The organism is Streptomyces sp. NPDC004539 (assembly GCF_040610055.1).
GTDB lineage: Bacteria > Actinomycetota > Actinomycetes > Streptomycetales > Streptomycetaceae > Streptomyces.
On the sequence record NZ_JBEXLS010000020.1, the window covers coordinates 28,203 to 44,401 of the forward strand.

The window sequence follows — 16,199 nt, forward strand, 5'->3', positions numbered from 1 at the left end:
AAGACCTCACCCGAACTGCACCGACCTCTTCGCCAGCCCCATCCAGAACCCGTCGATCACCGACCGCTGCGCGTCCAGCTCGCCCCCCGCCTCCGCGACCCCCATGGTCACGAACAGCGGCGCGAAGTGCTCCGTACGCGGATGCGCGTACCGCCCCGCCGGCGCCTTGTCGAGGAAGTCGAGCAGGCCGTCCCAGTCGCGGGACTCCAGCGCGCGGTGCCCCCAGTCGTCGAACTCGACGGACCAGGAGGGGACCCCGGCGCCGCGCAGGGCCGCGAGGTTGTGGGTGAAGAACCCGGAGCCGACGATCAGCACGCCCTCGTCGCGCAGGGGCGCGAGCTTGCGGCCGATGTCCATGAGTCTCACCGGATCGAGGGTCGGCATCGAGATCTGGAGGACAGGGACGTCCGCGTCGGGGAACATCTCCACCAGCGGAACGTAGGCACCATGGTCCAGACCGCGCTCAGGGATGTCCTGGACGGGGATTCCCGGGGCGCGCAGCAGTTTGCGCACGCTCTTTGCGAGCTCCGGTGCACCCGGAGCGCCGTACGTGACTCTGTAGTAGTGCTCGGGGAAGCCCCAGAAGTCATAGACAAGGGGGACGGGGTTGACGGCACCGAGGGCGAGGGGGGCCTCCTCCCAGTGCGCGGAGACGATGAGGATCGCCTTGGGGCGCGGCAGCTCCGCCGACCACGCGGCGAGCTGGCCGGGCCAGACGGGGTCGTCGGCGAGCGGCGGCGCGCCGTGACTGAGGTACAGGGCTGGCATGCGCTGCGTGCCGGCGTCGGACATGGCGGCGGATCTCCTTTGCTTCAAATCTGCAACAACAACCTGCACATACCCTACGACCTGTTTGTTTAAAATTCAATGATGGGAGCGTTACTGTGGAGTACATGAAGGCATCCCCCTCCCCGACCCCCGACGAGCCGCAGTGGCTCTCCGAAGAGGAGCAGTGCGTCTGGCGTGCCTATCTGCACGCGTCGACGCTCCTCGACGACTACCTCGACCGCCAGCTCCAGCGCGACGCCGGCATGCCGCACATGTATTACGGCCTGCTGGTCGGCCTCGGTGAGGCACCGCAGCACCGGCTGCGGATGACCCAGCTGGCCATGAAGTCCAAGATCACCCGGTCCCGTCTCTCGCACGCGATCGCGCGGCTGGAGAAGAACGGCTGGGTGCGCAGAGAGGACTGCCCCTCCGACAAGCGGGGCCAGTTCGCGGTTCTGACGGACGCCGGGCGGGACGTGCTCCAGCGCGTGGCGCCCGGTCATGTCGAGGCCGTGCGGACGGCGTTGTTCGCCCGGCTCACCCCGGAACAGACGAAGGCCCTCGGCGAGATCCTGACGATCGTCGCCGAGGGCCTTCAGCCCAACGAAGCGGGTGCCGACCTGCCCTGGCTGCGCTGACCTCGTCCCCAGGGTCCGCGCAGGTCAGAGCGGGGACTCAGTGGGCGACCACCGGGACCTTGAGCTCGTCCTCAGCACCTTCCTCCGCACCGCGGCCGAGATTCGGACGGCCGGCGTTGACGAGGGTGAAGGCGATCGCCGAGGCGGCGAGAAGAATCCCGACGGCGAACCAGATCGCGCTCGTGTACCCGTGGACCATGCCCTCCAGCTGGACCAGCTGCTGCTGCGCCCCGCCGACGGCGTGGTCCTTGACGTACGAGGTCGTCGCGGACGCGGCGATGGTGTTCAGGAGGGCGGTGCCGATGGCGCCGCCCACCTGCTGCGAGGTGTTGACCATCGCGGAGGCGACACCGGCGTCCCGGGGCTCCACGCCCTGGGTCGCCATCGACATGGCCGGCATGAACGCCGTACCCATCCCGAGGCCGAGCAGCAGCATCGCGGGCAGCAGCAGGGCGGCGTACGAGGAGTCGACCTTCATCTGGGTCAGCAGGAACATGCCGAGGGCGGCGACCAGGAAGCCGGGGCCCATCAGCAGGCGCGGGGCGACCCGGGTCATCAGGCGGGTGCCGATCTGGGTCGAGCCCGTGATCATGCCCACGACCATCGGCAGGAACGCGAACCCGGTCTTGACCGGGGAGTAGCCCTTGACGATCTGGAGGTAGTAGGTGAGGAAGAGGAACAGGCCGAACATGCCGATGATGGCGAGGCCCAGCGAGAGGTAGACACCGCCGCGGTTGCGCTCGGTGATGACGCGCAGGGGCAGCAGCGGCGCCTTGACCTTCGACTCGACGACGACGAAGGCGGCCAGCAGGACGGCCGAGCCGACGAACATGCCGATCGTCAGGGAGTCGGACCAGCCCTCGGACTCCGCGCGGGTGAAGCCGTAGACCAGGGCGACCAGGCCCAGCGTGGAGAGCAGCACGCCCGGGATGTCGAGCGGGTTGCGGTTGCGACCGCCCTCGGGCTCACGGATGACGAAGTAGGCGCCGGCCGCCGCGATGATCGCGAACGGGATGTTGACGAAGAACGTCCAGCGCCAGTTCAGGTACTCGGTGAGGAAGCCGCCGAGGATCAGGCCGACCGCGCCGCCACCGCCGGCGATGGCGCCGTAGATGCCGAACGCCTTGGCGCGCTCCTTGGCGTCCGTGAACATCACGGCGAGCAGGGAGAGCGCGGCGGGCGCGAGGAGGGCGCCGAAGACGCCCTGGAGGGCGCGGGCACCGAACATCATGGTCTGGTCCTGCGCGGCGCCGCCGAGGGCGGACGCGAACGCGAAACCGGCGAGGCCGACGACGAAGGTGCGCTTGCGGCCCCACAGGTCGGCGATCCGGCCGCCGAACAGGAGGAGACCGCCGAAGGCGAGGGCGTAGGCGGTGACGATCCACTGCTTGTTGCCCTCGGAGATGCCCAGGTCCGACTGTGCGGCGGGCATCGCGATGTTCACGATGGTGGCGTCCAGGACGACCATCAGCTGGGCTATGGCGATGAACGCCAGGGCCTTCCAGCGATTGGCGTCGGGAGCCTTGGGGACTGCTTGAGACATGGGTGAACCCACTCCGGGACTTCGTTGGTGAAAATGACGTCGTCGACCACTGGATCGGCGGCGGTGAAAGATGTGCCGTACGGCGGACGTACGGTGTTCAGACGGTTCGGGAAGGCTGAACTCGTCGCTCAGCGCTGATCGGTCAGGGCCGGCGCAGCTCCTCGATGCTCATGGGACCGCCCGGCAGCTCGGAGACGGCGGGTGCACGCAGCCCGTCCAGGAAGAGCTGGAGATGGCGGTGGATGAACCGGTCGGCGCTGGCGCACATCGTGCCCGCCGGGGGCCGGCTCAACTGGGCCACGACGATCATCACGTCGCCGGGGCCGACGTCCTCGCGGAGCCGGCCGGCCGCCTTCGCCCGGTCCATGACCTCCGTGATGATGCCCTCGACGCGGTCCCTCGCGGCGACCAGGTCGGGGTGGTCCTCGTCGAACGAGGCGGAGATCATCGGGCAGAGCGCGCTGACCCGCTCGTCGGCGGAGACGTGCACGAAGCGTTCCAGGGCGGCGAACGCGTCGCCGTCCGCGGCGAGCGCCTCCTCACCGGCCCGCGACATGCGGTCCAGGACCGAGCAGACGACCTCGCGGACGAGGGCCTGGCGGTCCGGGAAGTTCCGGTAGACCGTGGCGTTCCCGACACCGGCGCGGCGGGCGATCTCGTCGAGCGGCACCTCGGGGCCGAACTCGGTGAGCATCTCGCGTGCGGCGGCGACGATCCGCTCCCGGTTGCGCAGGGCGTCGGCACGCGGCCGGGGCTGCTTGCGCTGCGCGGGAAGCGTGAGGGACTCCACGGCGGTCTCCTTGGGGGAGTTTCGGCTGCGATCCGGGGAGGCGATCCCCGTTTCACTCGGACGCTGGGTTAAACGGGGAGGGGGTCCCCGGTTATTTCCCGACCCCGATGTGACCTGCGTCACACGCGAGAACGGGAGGGGGCCCGATCGGACGTGCCCAGCGCGCGCCCCCTCGCGGCGCGTCGGAGGGTGAGCGGGAGGACGCAGCCGGTGACCGGTGGCTGCCCGGACCGGAAGGCCCCGCATGCAGCCGTACGCGCCCCGCCGACGGATACGCCCGCACCGCACCGCCGCGCTGGTCTCGGTGACCGTGCTGACGCTCGCCGTCGGGACGTCCGCGGGGCCCGGCGAGCGGCTGCCGGAGCAGGGCGCCGCGGCGGCCGGCGCGAACCCGATGAGCCTCGCCCGCTCCTCCGCGCTCGGGCCCTGCATGATCCGGGGGGCGAGTGCCGTGCAGATGTCGGAGGGGGTGCCCACGCCGGGGGGCTACTCAAGGTCTACGGGTACGGTCCGGGCGCTGACCCTGATGATCGACTTTCCCGACGCCAAGGGGCCGGGCAGCGCGATGGACCGCTTCCGGGAGTTCTTCCCGCAGACCTCGGACTGGTTCCGGACCGCGTCCTACGGGCGGCTCGACTACCGGGCGGAGGCGCCCGTGCCGCGCTGGCTGCGGATGCCGAAGCCGTTCGCCGCGTACGGGATAGAGCGCGGCGCGCCCTTCGACCCCGGGTACCGGGAGCTGGTCGAGGACATCGTCGCCGCCGCCGATCCGCGCGTCGACTTCCGGGACTACGACCTGCTGAACGTCCTCGTCACCCCGAACGCGGGCCCCTCCGCGCTGGACACGGTCCTGTCGGTGACGTTCGCCGGGAACACGGAGGCGCCCGTCGCGGACGGGGTGCCGGTCGCCAACGCGTCGTTCGTGTACTCCCGGCAGGACGACGGGTCGGGGACGTACGGCGAGACCGGGTACCGGGTGCTGCCGCACGAGAACGGGCACGTCTTCGGGCTGCCCGACCTGTACACCCAGGAGGGCGGGGGGGCTGTCGGGCACTGGGACATCATGAGCGAGGACTGGGGGGCCAACAACGACTTCCTCGGCTGGCACAAGTGGAAGCTGGGCTGGCTGACGCCGGACCAGGTCAACTGCGCCTCGCTGAAGGGCAGTTCCGACTACACCCTGACGCCGCTCGCCTCCCCCGGCGGACGCAAGCTGCTCTTCGTGCCGGTCGGCGGGCGCAGCGGGTACGCCGTCGAGGTCCGTACGAAGGGCGGCAACGACGAGTCCGTCTGCCGGCCCGGCGTACTGATCTACAAGGTGGACGCCACCGTCGACACCGGTCTCGGTCCCGTCACCGTCCACGACTCCCGCCGGGACAGCGGGGGGTGCACCCGCGGCCCCAACGTCCACGCGGAGCTGTCCGACGCGACGTTCCGGCCGGGGCAGCGGTTCGTGGACCGCAGGAACGGGGTGAGCATCGCGGTCGGGGGGATCGACATGGACGGGAATTACCTGGTGACGGTCGTCCGGGGGAAGTCTTCCGCCTGACCCGCTCCCGGTATGTCCCGTACGGTGTCTTCCCGAGATCTCACCCGGGAGTGCAGCGCCCATGACGTCGTCCGATGCCGTGCCCAGCGAGGCCGTGACCCCGTTGCTGCGGGGGGTGGGCGTGCTGGAGCAGCTCACCGGGGCCGGGGGGACGCTCAGCCTCAGCGCCCTGGAGCGCAGGACGGGGCTCGCGCGGGCCACCGTCGACCGGATCGTGGGGACGCTGGAACGGGTGGGGTACGTACGGCTGGACGGGCGGGACGCGTCGCTCGCGCCCCGGATCGCGGAGCTGGGGAACGCCTATCTCGCCGCGTTGCGGCTGCCCTCGCTGCTGGGCGGGCTCGCGGACCGGCTGGCCGACGAGCTCGACGAGTCGGTGTCGCTGGCGGTGGGCGACCGGGACGGGATTCGGTTCATCCACCAGGCCACCCGGCGCCGCACCCTCTCCGTCTCCTTCCGCATCGGCGACCTCCTCCCCGCCGAACGCACCGCCCCCGGACCGCTGTTCGCGAGCGAGTGGGACGACACCGGGTGGACGGCCTGGCGGACACGCCGGGCCACCGACCCCACGGACTCGGGCTTCACGGCGGTCCCGGACCGCGAACTCCCCTTCTCGGAAGCCGAGTTCCTTCGGCGGGCCCGGGATGCCGGGCGGGACGGGTTCGCCGTCGACGATCAGCTCATCGAGCCGGGGCTCGTGGCGGTGTCCGTGCCGGTGCGGGGCGGGGACGGGCGGGTCGTGTGTGTGGCCAGCGTGGTGAGTCATACGAGCCGGCACACCGCCGGGGGGCTGCGGAGCGCGCTGCTGCCCCGGCTCCGGGAGGCCGTCTCCGGGATGGAGCAGGTGTTGAAGGGGGCGCCCGAGGCGGTTCCGGGGCCCGCGCCCGCCGCGCTCGCCGGGTGGACCGGGGCGTCGAAGCAGGAGTTGGGGCGGGGGTTCGTCGAGTCGCTGGCGCGGGGGCTGAGCGTGCTCACCGCGTTCGGGGAGGGGCGGGCCGAGCTGAGTCTCAGCGAGGTCGCCAAGGCGACGGGGCTGTCGCGGGCGACCGCCCGCCGGGCGCTGATCACCCTGCGGCATCTCGGGTTCGTCCGACTCGGCAGTGATCCACGGGACTTCGTCCTCACCCCCCGCGTACTCGACCTGGGATTCCCCCTGTTGTCCCGCGTCACCCTCGCCCAGATCGCCCAGCCGCATCTGGAGGAGCTGGCCGCGCGGGTCCAGGAGCCCGTGTCGCTCGGGGTGTTGGCGGAGGGCGGCGAGGTGCAGTACACCGCCCGGGTCGCCGCCCGGCACGTGATGAGCGTGGAGCTGGGGGTGGGGACCCGGCTGCCGGCCTGGGTGACGTCGCTCGGGCGGGTCCTGCTGGCCGATCTGCCGGACCCGGAACGGGAGTTGGCGGAGCCGGGGGAGCTACGGGCGTACACCGTACGGACCGTGACCGACCCGGCGGTCCTGCGGGACGTGCTGGACGGCGTGCGGGCGAAGGGATTCGCCCTGGTCGACGAGGAGTTGGAGGACGGGCTGCGCTCGGTGGCCGTGCCGGTGCGGGGGCGGGACGGGCGGGCCGCCGGTGCGGTGAGCGTGTCGACCCACGTGGCCCGGCGGTCCGTCGAGGAGTGCGTGTCCGTGGTCCTGCCCGAACTGGCCGACGCCGCCGGGCGGATCTCGGAGGAGCTGGCGGTGGTGTCGCGGTTCATCCGGGTGCGGTGAGCCCGGCCCCGGGGAGCCGACCCGGGGGAACCAGCCCGGAGGAACCGGCCCCAGGGGGTGAGCCCCAGGGGGTGAGCCTCAGCTCGCCTCGCGGAACACGAACCCCTCCAGCGACACCACGTGCTCCCTCCGGTTCTCCCGGTACTCCGTGCAGTACCGGGTCGGGTACCACCCGCTCTCCCGCCACGCCCTCGGCTGCCGGAACGACGTACAGGTGTCCTCGACGCGGCCGTCCCGCTGCCCCTCAAGCCAGGACTTCGCGACCATCGCCTCATAGAAGGTGATCTCCCCGTCGTACGCCCCGTAGATCCACGTGTGGGTGAAGGGACCGCCGTTCAGCTCGGGGGACCTCGTGTCGAGGAGGTGGTTGCCCATCGCCGGTTCGACGGCGTCCAGGTCTGCGAAGCCGGGGGCGGTGTAGCGCGCGGGGACGGGCCTCCTGGCGCGGGCGTAGTCCTCGCAGTTCATGTGCGACTGGCAGGGGCCGGTGCGGATGGCGTCGCGGGCGGACTTCGGCTGGAGGTAGAAGTGGAAGTCGAAGTGGGGGGTGTCGTACACCCCTTGCGGGTTGTGTCCCGCCGGGTTCCAGTTCACGAGGTCCCAGACGAACGGCGCCTGTCCGGCCCCGGGCGGCTCCAGCGCGTACTCGTGGCCGACGGAGCACTCCGTGTGGAGGTCGGTACGGCCGTCCCCGTCCGCGTCGAAGCAGTGCCTGCCGTCGCTGACCGCCGTGGGGAGTCCGCGCAGCGCCGACGCCGGGAAGACGACCCCGACGGCGACCGGCCGCCCGGCCACCTGCCGCGTGTACGCCCGCAGCGTCCCGTCCCCGAGGCGGACGGCCGGGCCGTACGCGGCGCAGGGGCCGGCGTACGAGGGCGTGGTCCGCAGGAGGGCGGGGACGGCCGCGGCGGGGAGGCGGGACGGGTGCTCGACCGTCGGGGCTCCGGAGGGGACGAGGCACACCTGGACCCGTTCGTCCTCTCCGGAAGCCGTGGCCACGGCCGGGACCGCGGCCAGGATCAGCGCCGTGCACAGAATCCGGGTCCGCAGGCCGGAGCGTGTCGTCATGGGATTCCCCTCTGCTGGAGCTCTTCCGGATCTCCAACATCAGGGGTTTCTCCTCCCTTCTCTCGGTCAGCTACCTCGTCCGGGTGACCGTGGGGCGTTCGGGCCCGGGGGCGGGCGGGTTACGGGAGCCTCGTGGGCGTGGAGGCGTGCCGGTGGTCGGGAGTCCCGCGGTCAGAAGTCCCAGCGCTGGCTGGCCGCGCCGTTGCAGCCCCAGCTCACCAGGAGCTGGCCGTTGGCGGAGCGGCCGGCGAGGATGTCGAGGCACCTGCCGTTCATCCGGCTGCGGATCTCGTCGCCATTGCGGTACCACTTCTGGTTGGCGCCGCCCGTGCAGTCCCAGGTGCTCACCGAGCCCTGGTCGCCCTGGAAGCTGCCGTAGATCTCCAGGCACTTGTTGTTCTGCCCGGAGCGGATCTGCTCGCCGTCCCAGCGCCACTGCTGGTTGACGTTGCCGGTGCAGTCCCAGGTCACCACCGAGGAGCCGTTCTCCTGGTGGAACATGAAGATGTCGGCGCACCGGCCGTCCAGCTTGGACTTGAGCAGCGGGGCGGCGGCGTGCGCGGGCGGTCCCGTCAGCGCGACGCCGAGCGCCAGGCCGAGCGCGGCGAGCGGGGGCAGCAGTCGTTTCGCGGCGTTCATGGTTCTCCTCCGTGTGTGTGGGGGGGGTGCGCGAGTGCGCTGGTTCCTGGGTATCCGGTGGGCGTTGTCCGGCGCCGGGGGCTTCGTGCCGGACATCAATCGCCGGACATCGGGGGTGGTGGGGGCGGGCGTTTGGGGGGGCCGGGAAGTGGGACCGCTGGGAGACGGGACCGCTGGGAGACGGGACCGCTGGGAGACGGGACCGCTGGGAGACGGGCGAGGTGGGCGCCGGGGCGGGGCATCGCCGCAGGACGAGGCGGCGGCACCCCCGCGGAACGGGACAGCGAGCGCCCGAGAACACCCGGCATCGGAACCCCCGGCGGACGCGGCGGCGGGCGACCCGAGGACGCCGGGCATCGGGGACCGCCGGGGGTGGAAGGGGCGGGGCTCCGCCCTCGCTCGGCGTCGACACCGTCAGGAGCGGAGCCGGCGGGTCTTCGAGGCCGTCCGGAGCGAAGCCAGCAGGTCTTCGACACCGTCAGGAGCGAAGTCGGCGGGCCTCCGAGGCCGTCCGGAGCGAAGCCGGTGACCCTCCAAGGCCGTCCGGAGCGGAGCCAGCGGGCCTCCAAGGCCGTCCGGCACCAAAACCGCCGCCCCCCTGAGCCCCCAGCTCCCAAGCCCCGCGCCCCAGGACCGCCCCCCTCTGAAACCCCTGCCCCCTCCGAGCCCCCGGGCACCAAGCCCGCCGCCCCCTAATCCCGTGCGTAAGCAGACGGCCCAGGGGTTGTGCAACGACCTTTGAGCCCGCAAGCCCCCGCGCCCCCGCCCTCGGAGAAGGACGCCCATGCCCCGCGCCGAACGCCCCCTCGACCCGGACCCCGGGCCGCTGACCCGGTTCGCTGCGGACCTGCGCGCACTGCGCGAGAAGGCGGGCCGGCCCCCGTACCGCACCCTCGCCCAACGGGCCCACTACTCGTCCACGACCCTCTCGGACGCCGCCGGCGGGCGCGCCCTCCCGAGCCTCGGGGTGACGCTGGCGTACGTCGAGGCGTGCGCGGGGGACCGGGCGGTGTGGGAGGCGCGGTGGCACGCGGTGGCGGCGGAGCTGGCGGCGAACGCGAGGCAGCGCGCGGACTCGGGACCGTATCCGGACTCAGAACCGTATCCGGGCTCGGAACCGTATCCGGGCTCGGGAACACCCCCGGGCTCGGGACCGCGTCCGGGCGCCGGCCCCTCCGCGCTCCCCGCACTCGCCTCCGGCACCGGACCGCCCGCGGAAGGCACCAGACCTTCCTCGGGCACCGGACCGTCATCCCCAGGCACCGGACCGTCGTCCCCCGGACCCGGGCCGGCCTCCGGAATCGTGCTGCCCTCTCCGACCAAGCCCCCCGACACCCCCGCCCCGAACCCCACCCCCTACGCCGGCCTCGCCCCCTTCCAACCCGAGGACGCCCCCCGTTTCTTCGGCCGTGAGCGGCTGACCGACGAGCTCCTCGCGAAGATCCGGACCCGCAGGTTCCTCGCCGTGTTCGGCCCCTCCGGCTCGGGCAAGTCCTCGCTGCTGAGGGCGGGACTCGTGGCCCGCACACCCACCCCCGTCCTGCTGTTCACCCCGGGCCCGCGCCCCCTGGAGGAGTGCGCCGTCCACCTCGCGGCCCTGACCGGCGAGCCCCCCGCCCCGCTGCTGGCCGAACTCCGCGCCGACCCCGCCGCCCTGCACCTGCGCATCCGGCGGGCCGCCCTGCACCACGGCTCCGAACTCCTCATCGTGGCCGACCAGTTCGAGGAGGTCTTCACCCTCTGCCGGGACCCGGACGAACGTCACGCCTTCATCACCGCGCTCACCACAGCCGCCACCACACCCACCAGCCGCACCCGGATCGTCCTCGGCGTACGCGCCGACTTCTACGGCCACTGCGTACGCGACCCCCTGCTCGCCGAGGCGATGCGCGACGCGCAGACGGCCGTCGGCCCGATGACCGGGCAGGAGCTGCGCGAGGCCGTCACCCGCCCCGCCCGCCTCGCCGGCTGCACGGTCACCACCCCGCTGCTGGCCGCCGTCGTCGCGGACGCCAGCGGCCGGCCCGGCGCCCTCCCCCTCGTCTCCCACGCCCTGCTGGAGACCTGGCGGCGGCGCTGCGGCAACCGGCTGACCCTGGACGGGTATCTCGCGGCCGGCGGTATCCAGCACGCGCTCGCCCAGACCGCCGAGACCGCCTACCTCGCCCTCTCCCCCGCCCGCCGCGACCTCGCCCGCGCCCTCTTCCTGCGGCTGACCGCGCTGGGCGACGGCACCGAGGACACCCGGCGCCGGGTCTCCTCCGCCGAGCTGGACACCGACCCCGACACGTCCGCCGTCCTCGAATCCCTCGCCCGGCAGCGGCTCGTGACGCTCGGCGAGGGCTGCGTCGAGATCACCCACGAGGCGGTCATCCGCTGCTGGCCCCGGCTGCGGGGCTGGCTCGCGGAGGACCGGGACCGGCTGCTGCTGCACCGCCAGCTCACCGACGCGACCGCCGACTGGGAGGGGCAGGGGCGTGATCCGCACGCCCTGTGGCGCGGGGCGCGGCTCGCGGCGGCGCTCGACCTCGCGGACTCCGGGGGCGTGCGGCTGACCGCCGGGGAGCGGGGGTTCCTGGACGCGGGCGCGGTCGCCCAGGCCGGGGAGATCGCGGCGGTGCGGCGGCGGACGGTCCGGCTGCGGCGGCTGGTCGCGCTGCTCGCCGTCCTCGTCGTCGTGGCGCTGGTGGCGGGGGGTCTCGCCGTCGTCGCCGGGGTCCTCGCGACCCGGGCGCGCGACTCCGCCGTACGGCAGCGGAACGTCGCGGTCGCGCGCAAGGCCGCCGCCGACGCGGACGAGCTGCGGCGGCTCGATCCCGCGCTCGCGGCGCAGGTGGGGCTGGCCGCGTACCGGCTCTCGCCGACGGACGACGTCCGCGACCGCCTGATGAGCACGTACGCCACGCCGTACCCGAACCGGCTCCCCGGCCACACCTCCGACGTCGTGTCCGTCTCCTTCACCCCGGACAGCCGCCTGCTGGCGACGGCGAGCTGGGACCGGACGGTCCGGCTGTGGGACGTGCGGGAGGGGAGGGGGGTGCCGGTGGGGGTGGTGCGGGGGGCCGGGCGGATGTTGTCGGTGGCGTTCGGGCGAGGTGGGAGTGGTGGGCGGGTGTTGGCCGCGGCGGGTGAGGGTGGGGTGGGGTTGTGGGAGGTGCGGGGGCGGGGGGTTGTGGTGAGGGTGGGGGGTTTGCCGGGGGAGGGGGGTGTGGGGGGTGCCGGAGGTAGGGGTGGGGCGGGGGTGCCGGGGCAGGGGATGCCGGGTGCGGGCGAGTCGAGGGTGTCGGGGCAAGGGGTGCCGGGCGCGGGGGAGTCGGGGGAGGCGGGGGCGGGGCAGACGTGTGCGAGTGCGGGTGCGGCAGGGAGGTCCGGCGTCGGGCCCGCCCGGGTGGCGCCCGCCCAGATGGTTCCCGGCCGGGTGGCTCCCACCTGGGTGGCGTTCCGTGCCGACGGGGCCGTGCTCGCCGTCGGGCATGTGGACGGTGGGGTGCGGCTGTGGGACGTACGCGATCCGCGCCGGCCCCGGCGGCTGGCGGTGCTGGCCGGGCACAGCGGGGCGGTGACGTCCGTGGTGTTCGGGCCCGGCGGGCGGACGCTGGCGACGACCGGGGACACCACCGCGCGGCTCTGGGACGTCACCGTGCCGGCCCGGCCCCGGCGGCTGGAGGTGCTGCGCGGGCACACGGGGACGGTGACGTCGGTGGCGTTCGGGCCGGGCGGGCGGAGTGTGGTGACGGGGAGCTGGGACCACACAGTCCGGGTGTGGAGGGCGGGGAGGGGGGCGCGGGCGGGTGATGGGCCGACGGGTGGGCGGCCGGCGGCGAATGGGGGGAGTGGAGGGAGTGGGCCGGGCCGGACCTGGACGCCGGTCGTCCTGTCCGGGCACTCCACGATCGTCTGGTCCGTGGCGTTCGCCCCCGACGGGCGGACGCTCGTCTCCGTCGGCGGGTCGACGCTGCTGTGGGACATCGGCGATCCGGCCCGGCCCCGGCGGATCAGCGCGGTTCCCGGCGGGGCGTACCAGGCCGCGTTCAGCCCCGACGGCCGGCTCCTCGCCGTCTCCGACCGGCTGCTGGACCTGCGCGACCTCTCCCTCGGCACGCACGACGACGTCGTCTCGACCGCCGAGTTCGCCCCGGGCGGCCGGCTGCTCGCCAGCGCCGGGTGGGACGGCACCGTACGCCTCTGGCAGGTCACCGGCGGCCGTGCGCTCCGGCAGCTCGCGGTGCTGCGGGGCCACACCGGTTTCGTCCGCCGCGTCTCCTTCCGCCCGGACGGCCGGCTCCTGGCCAGCGCGAGCGAGGACGGAACCGTCCGCATCTGGGACGTGACCGCCCCCCGCACCCCCCGCCCGCTCTCCGTCCTCCACCCCGGCACCGGCGAGATCGCGGGCACCCGCTTCGGCCCGGACGGCCGCGCACTCCTGGTCTGGGCCCAACACGGAGCCGCCCTCTGGGACCTACGCGACCCCCACACCCCCCGCCAGACAGGCCGACTCGGCCCGGACACGACAGAGATCACCCTGGCATCGTTCCGCCCGAACGGTCAGATGGTGGTGACCAGCTCGGGCGAGGTGGGGGGCCTGCGGTTCTGGGACGTACGGGGGTGGGGGGTGCCTCGGGAGGTGCGGTGGGGGAGATCAGGGTGGGAGAGTGCGGGTACTACGGGTACTACGGGTACTACGGACGCCGGTGAGTCGCTCGGGGTGGGGGGCGGGAGGGGCTCGGGGCGGGGTGGTGCGTACGACGATGAGGCGGGCGGGGTTCCGGGCGGAACCGACTTGCGGCCAGGCGCCGCGTACGACGACGAGGCGCGCGAAGTTCCAGGCGGGACGGGATCGGGGCGGGGTAGTCCATACGACGATGAGGCAGGCGGAGTTCCGGGCGGAACGGACTCGCGGCCAGGCACCGCGTACGACGACGAGGCGCGCGGAGTTCCAGGCGGAACGGGCTCGGGGCGGGCCGATGAGGCGTACGGCGCTGATCCGAAGCCGACGTCACCCGCACGGCGCCCGTCCCCCGCGCCGGCCACCCCATCCCCCGGCGTACCCGAACCCGCCCCGGCCTGGTCCCGCGACCTCACCAGCGCCGAGTTCGGACCCGACAACCGGACGCTGGCCGCCGTCCACCGACCGGACCGGGCAGTCTGGCTGATCGACATCGACGCCCCGAACCGACCGGCCAGCCGCCTGCCCACGGGCAACGCCCCGCTCTACGCCCTCACCTTCTCCGCGAACGGACGCCGGCTGGCGGCGGGCGCGGGGGACGGCAGGGTTCGGCTGTGGGACCTGGAGCTCGGGGCATACCTGAGAGGTACGGGTATGAGCCCGGGTCTGGACAGGGGCCCAGCTCTGGACAGGAGCCCGGGCCCGAACGAAACGGCATCAGACCTGAGCGGTACCGGTACCCCCCGAACCCCGGCCGCCCCGAACACCCCCACCCTCCTCGCCGCCGGCCCCGCCCCCGTACCCGCCGTAGCCCTCTCCCCCGACGCCACCACCCTCGCCACCGGCGGCAACGACTTCACCGTCCGCCTGTGGGACCCCACCCCCGAAGGCATCACCACCAGAATCTGCACAACCGCATACCCCCGCATCGGACGAACCACCTGGGCCCGCTACTTCCCGACGATCCCCTTCGATCCCCCCTGCCGAACCCCCTGACCACCACACCCCCCAGCAACACCCCTACGGGTCCCCCGCACCCCCTCTCCCCCACGCCCCGCCCCCGCCCGCATCCGCTACCCTGTCCTTGGTCTGCTCTCCACAGACCCCCGCCTTCGTAGCTCAGGGGATAGAGCACGGCTCTCCTAAAGCCGGTGTCGCAGGTTCGAATCCTGCCGAGGGCACATGGTCGGTCAGGGCGAAGGCCCCGTACTCCCCAGCTCAGGGGCAGTTCGGGGCCCTCTTCGTTGCTGAGCCTCCCGCTCCCGCCGGACCTTCGGTACGTGCCCCGTACGCCTTCAGTACGGGGGGTCGCCTCCTAAAAATCCCCTAAATGATCAAGTCGTTTGCGCGCGGGCTGTGCGGGTCCGAGGTGTGGGTGTTCCCGACGGTCTACGGCCGCAGGGCATCGAGGTTCGCTTCGGCCGGGCGTGCCGGGTCGTGGTGGGCGCAAGGTGCTCGGGGTGTTGAGACCCCGGTGACCGCCGGTCGTCGGACGGTTCTCGGTGACGGGCCGCGAGACACCCGGCGTCGCGGCCGGAGATCGCGGCGAGGGCGCCCCTGGCGGCGAGGCCCGCTCTACTCCCCGGCGAGCGCCTCCGTCTTTCGCCCCCGTACGTCCACCGCCGGTGCCAGGAACGCCGCGCAGGCCACGAAGGCGAGGACGACGGTCATGGCGGGGCGCAGGCCGACGTGTTCGCCGAGGAAGCCGAGGCTGGGTGGGCCCACGAGGAAGGCGAGGTAGCCGATGATGGCGACGAGGCTCACGCGGGCGGTCTCGTCGGGGCCCGACTCGCCGGCGGCGGAGAGGGCGAGGGGGAAGCCGAGGGAGGCGCCGAGTCCCCAGAGGAGTACGGCGATCCCGGCGACGACGGCGCTGTCGGCGACGATGACGAGGAGCAGCCCGATGCCCCCGGACACGGCGCTCGCGCGGACTACGACCACGCGCCCGTACCGGTCGAGGAAGTACCCCCCGCCGAACCGCCCGAGCGTCATCGACGCGGCGAACCCGGCGTAGACGAGGGACCCGGCGGCCTCCCCCATCCCGTGCCCGTCGACCATGATCAGCGGCAGCCAGTCGTTCGCGGACCCCTCGGCGAGGGCCATGGCGAGCACGATCGCACCGATCAGAAGCAGCTTCCGGTCCTTCCAGACGGCCGTCCCGCCACCCTGGGACTCCCCCACCGCCGCAGCATCAACTCGCCCCGTACCAGCGGGAATCGCGGGTATCGCGTAGCTCAGAAGTAGTACGGCGACGACGGTGACGACACCGAGGTGCCACTGCACCGGCACGTCCGCCGCCGTCGCGGCGATACCGGCGCCCGCGCCGAGGACCGTACCGAGGCTGAAGCAGCCGTGGAGGACCGGCATGGTCGTCACCCCGGAGAGGCGTTCGACGTCGGTCGCGTCGACGTTCATCGCGACCTCACCGCCGCCCATGCCGGTGCCGAAGAGGAAGAGGCCGGCCGTGACGAGCGGCGTGGAGGAGGCCAGGGCGCCGAGGGCGACCGTCGCGAGGCCGCTGATCAGGACGGCCGTACCCCAGATCATGACCGGGCGGGTGCCGAAGCGGGACACCAGGCGGCCGGAGAGGAGGATGCCCAGCATCGAGCCGAGGGAGAGCCCGAAGAGGACGAGCCCCATCTGGCCGGTGGACACTTCGAGCCGGTCGCGGATCGCGGGGGTGCGGGTCACCCACGACGACATCGAGACCCCGGCGAGCAGGAAGAACACGAACAGCGCCCGGCGGCGCCTGCGCACGGCCTGATCCATGAGAATGCGTCTCCGTGGGTGTGGTGGTCGACTTCCGGTCGGGCCCCTCACCCACCGG

The 16,199-nt window shown here is 73.1% G+C and carries 10 protein-coding genes and 1 tRNA gene; 5 read left to right on the forward strand and 6 right to left on the reverse strand.

The window, feature by feature from the left end; all coding sequences use genetic code 11:
* Nucleotides 1–6 precede the first annotated feature (6 nt).
* Nucleotides 7–792: a class III extradiol ring-cleavage dioxygenase gene (locus tag ABZX85_RS33605; protein ID WP_355877124.1), complete on the reverse strand. Its 786-nt coding sequence runs from the start codon at nucleotides 790–792 to the stop codon at nucleotides 7–9.
* 101 nt (nucleotides 793–893) lie between these two features.
* On the opposite strand from ABZX85_RS33605, the gene ABZX85_RS33610 reads away from it, so the two are divergent.
* The gene (locus ABZX85_RS33610; RefSeq protein WP_355877126.1) at nucleotides 894–1,406 is read left to right on the forward strand and encodes a MarR family transcriptional regulator; all 513 of its coding nucleotides are present in this window, start codon (nucleotides 894–896) and stop codon (nucleotides 1,404–1,406) included.
* Nucleotides 1,407–1,443: 37 nt separating this feature from the next.
* Here ABZX85_RS33610 and ABZX85_RS33615 read toward each other — a convergent pair whose 3' ends face one another.
* Nucleotides 1,444–2,949, reverse strand: coding sequence for an MFS transporter (locus tag ABZX85_RS33615; protein ID WP_355877129.1), 1,506 nt, complete (start codon nucleotides 2,947–2,949; stop codon nucleotides 1,444–1,446).
* A 142-nt stretch (nucleotides 2,950–3,091) separates the two neighbouring features.
* Nucleotides 3,092–3,739 carry a TetR/AcrR family transcriptional regulator gene (locus tag ABZX85_RS33620; protein ID WP_355877131.1) on the reverse strand — a complete coding sequence of 216 codons (648 nt, stop codon included), beginning with the start codon at nucleotides 3,737–3,739 and terminating at the stop codon, nucleotides 3,092–3,094.
* Between the two features lie 244 nt (nucleotides 3,740–3,983).
* Between ABZX85_RS33620 and ABZX85_RS33625 the strand changes: the two genes are divergently transcribed.
* Nucleotides 3,984–5,288, forward strand: coding sequence for a M6 family metalloprotease domain-containing protein (locus tag ABZX85_RS33625; RefSeq protein WP_355877133.1), 1,305 nt, complete (start codon nucleotides 3,984–3,986; stop codon nucleotides 5,286–5,288).
* Nucleotides 5,289–5,349: 61 nt separating this feature from the next.
* Nucleotides 5,350–6,999, forward strand: coding sequence for an IclR family transcriptional regulator C-terminal domain-containing protein (locus ABZX85_RS33630; protein WP_355877135.1), 1,650 nt, complete (start codon nucleotides 5,350–5,352; stop codon nucleotides 6,997–6,999).
* Nucleotides 7,000–7,077: 78 nt separating this feature from the next.
* Here the strand turns inward: ABZX85_RS33630 and ABZX85_RS33635 are convergent, their stop codons facing one another.
* Entirely contained in the window at nucleotides 7,078–8,067 is a 990-nt protein-coding gene (locus ABZX85_RS33635) for a hypothetical protein (RefSeq protein ID WP_355877137.1), read from the reverse strand.
* A gap of 171 nt (nucleotides 8,068–8,238) precedes the next feature.
* Nucleotides 8,239–8,706, reverse strand: a complete 468-nt coding sequence (locus ABZX85_RS33640) for an RICIN domain-containing protein (RefSeq protein ID WP_355877140.1) — start codon at nucleotides 8,704–8,706, stop codon at nucleotides 8,239–8,241.
* A gap of 784 nt (nucleotides 8,707–9,490) precedes the next feature.
* Between ABZX85_RS33640 and ABZX85_RS33645 the strand changes: the two genes are divergently transcribed.
* Entirely contained in the window at nucleotides 9,491–14,368 is a 4,878-nt protein-coding gene (locus ABZX85_RS33645; RefSeq protein ID WP_355877142.1) for a hypothetical protein, read from the forward strand.
* A 112-nt stretch (nucleotides 14,369–14,480) separates the two neighbouring features.
* Nucleotides 14,481–14,553 (forward strand) — tRNA-Arg (locus tag ABZX85_RS33650).
* Nucleotides 14,554–14,947: 394 nt separating this feature from the next.
* Here the strand turns inward: ABZX85_RS33650 and ABZX85_RS33655 are convergent.
* On the reverse strand, nucleotides 14,948–16,141 hold the full coding sequence (locus ABZX85_RS33655; protein ID WP_355877145.1) for an MFS transporter: 1,194 nt from the start codon (nucleotides 16,139–16,141) through the stop codon (nucleotides 14,948–14,950).
* Between the last annotated feature and the right edge of the window lie 58 nt (nucleotides 16,142–16,199).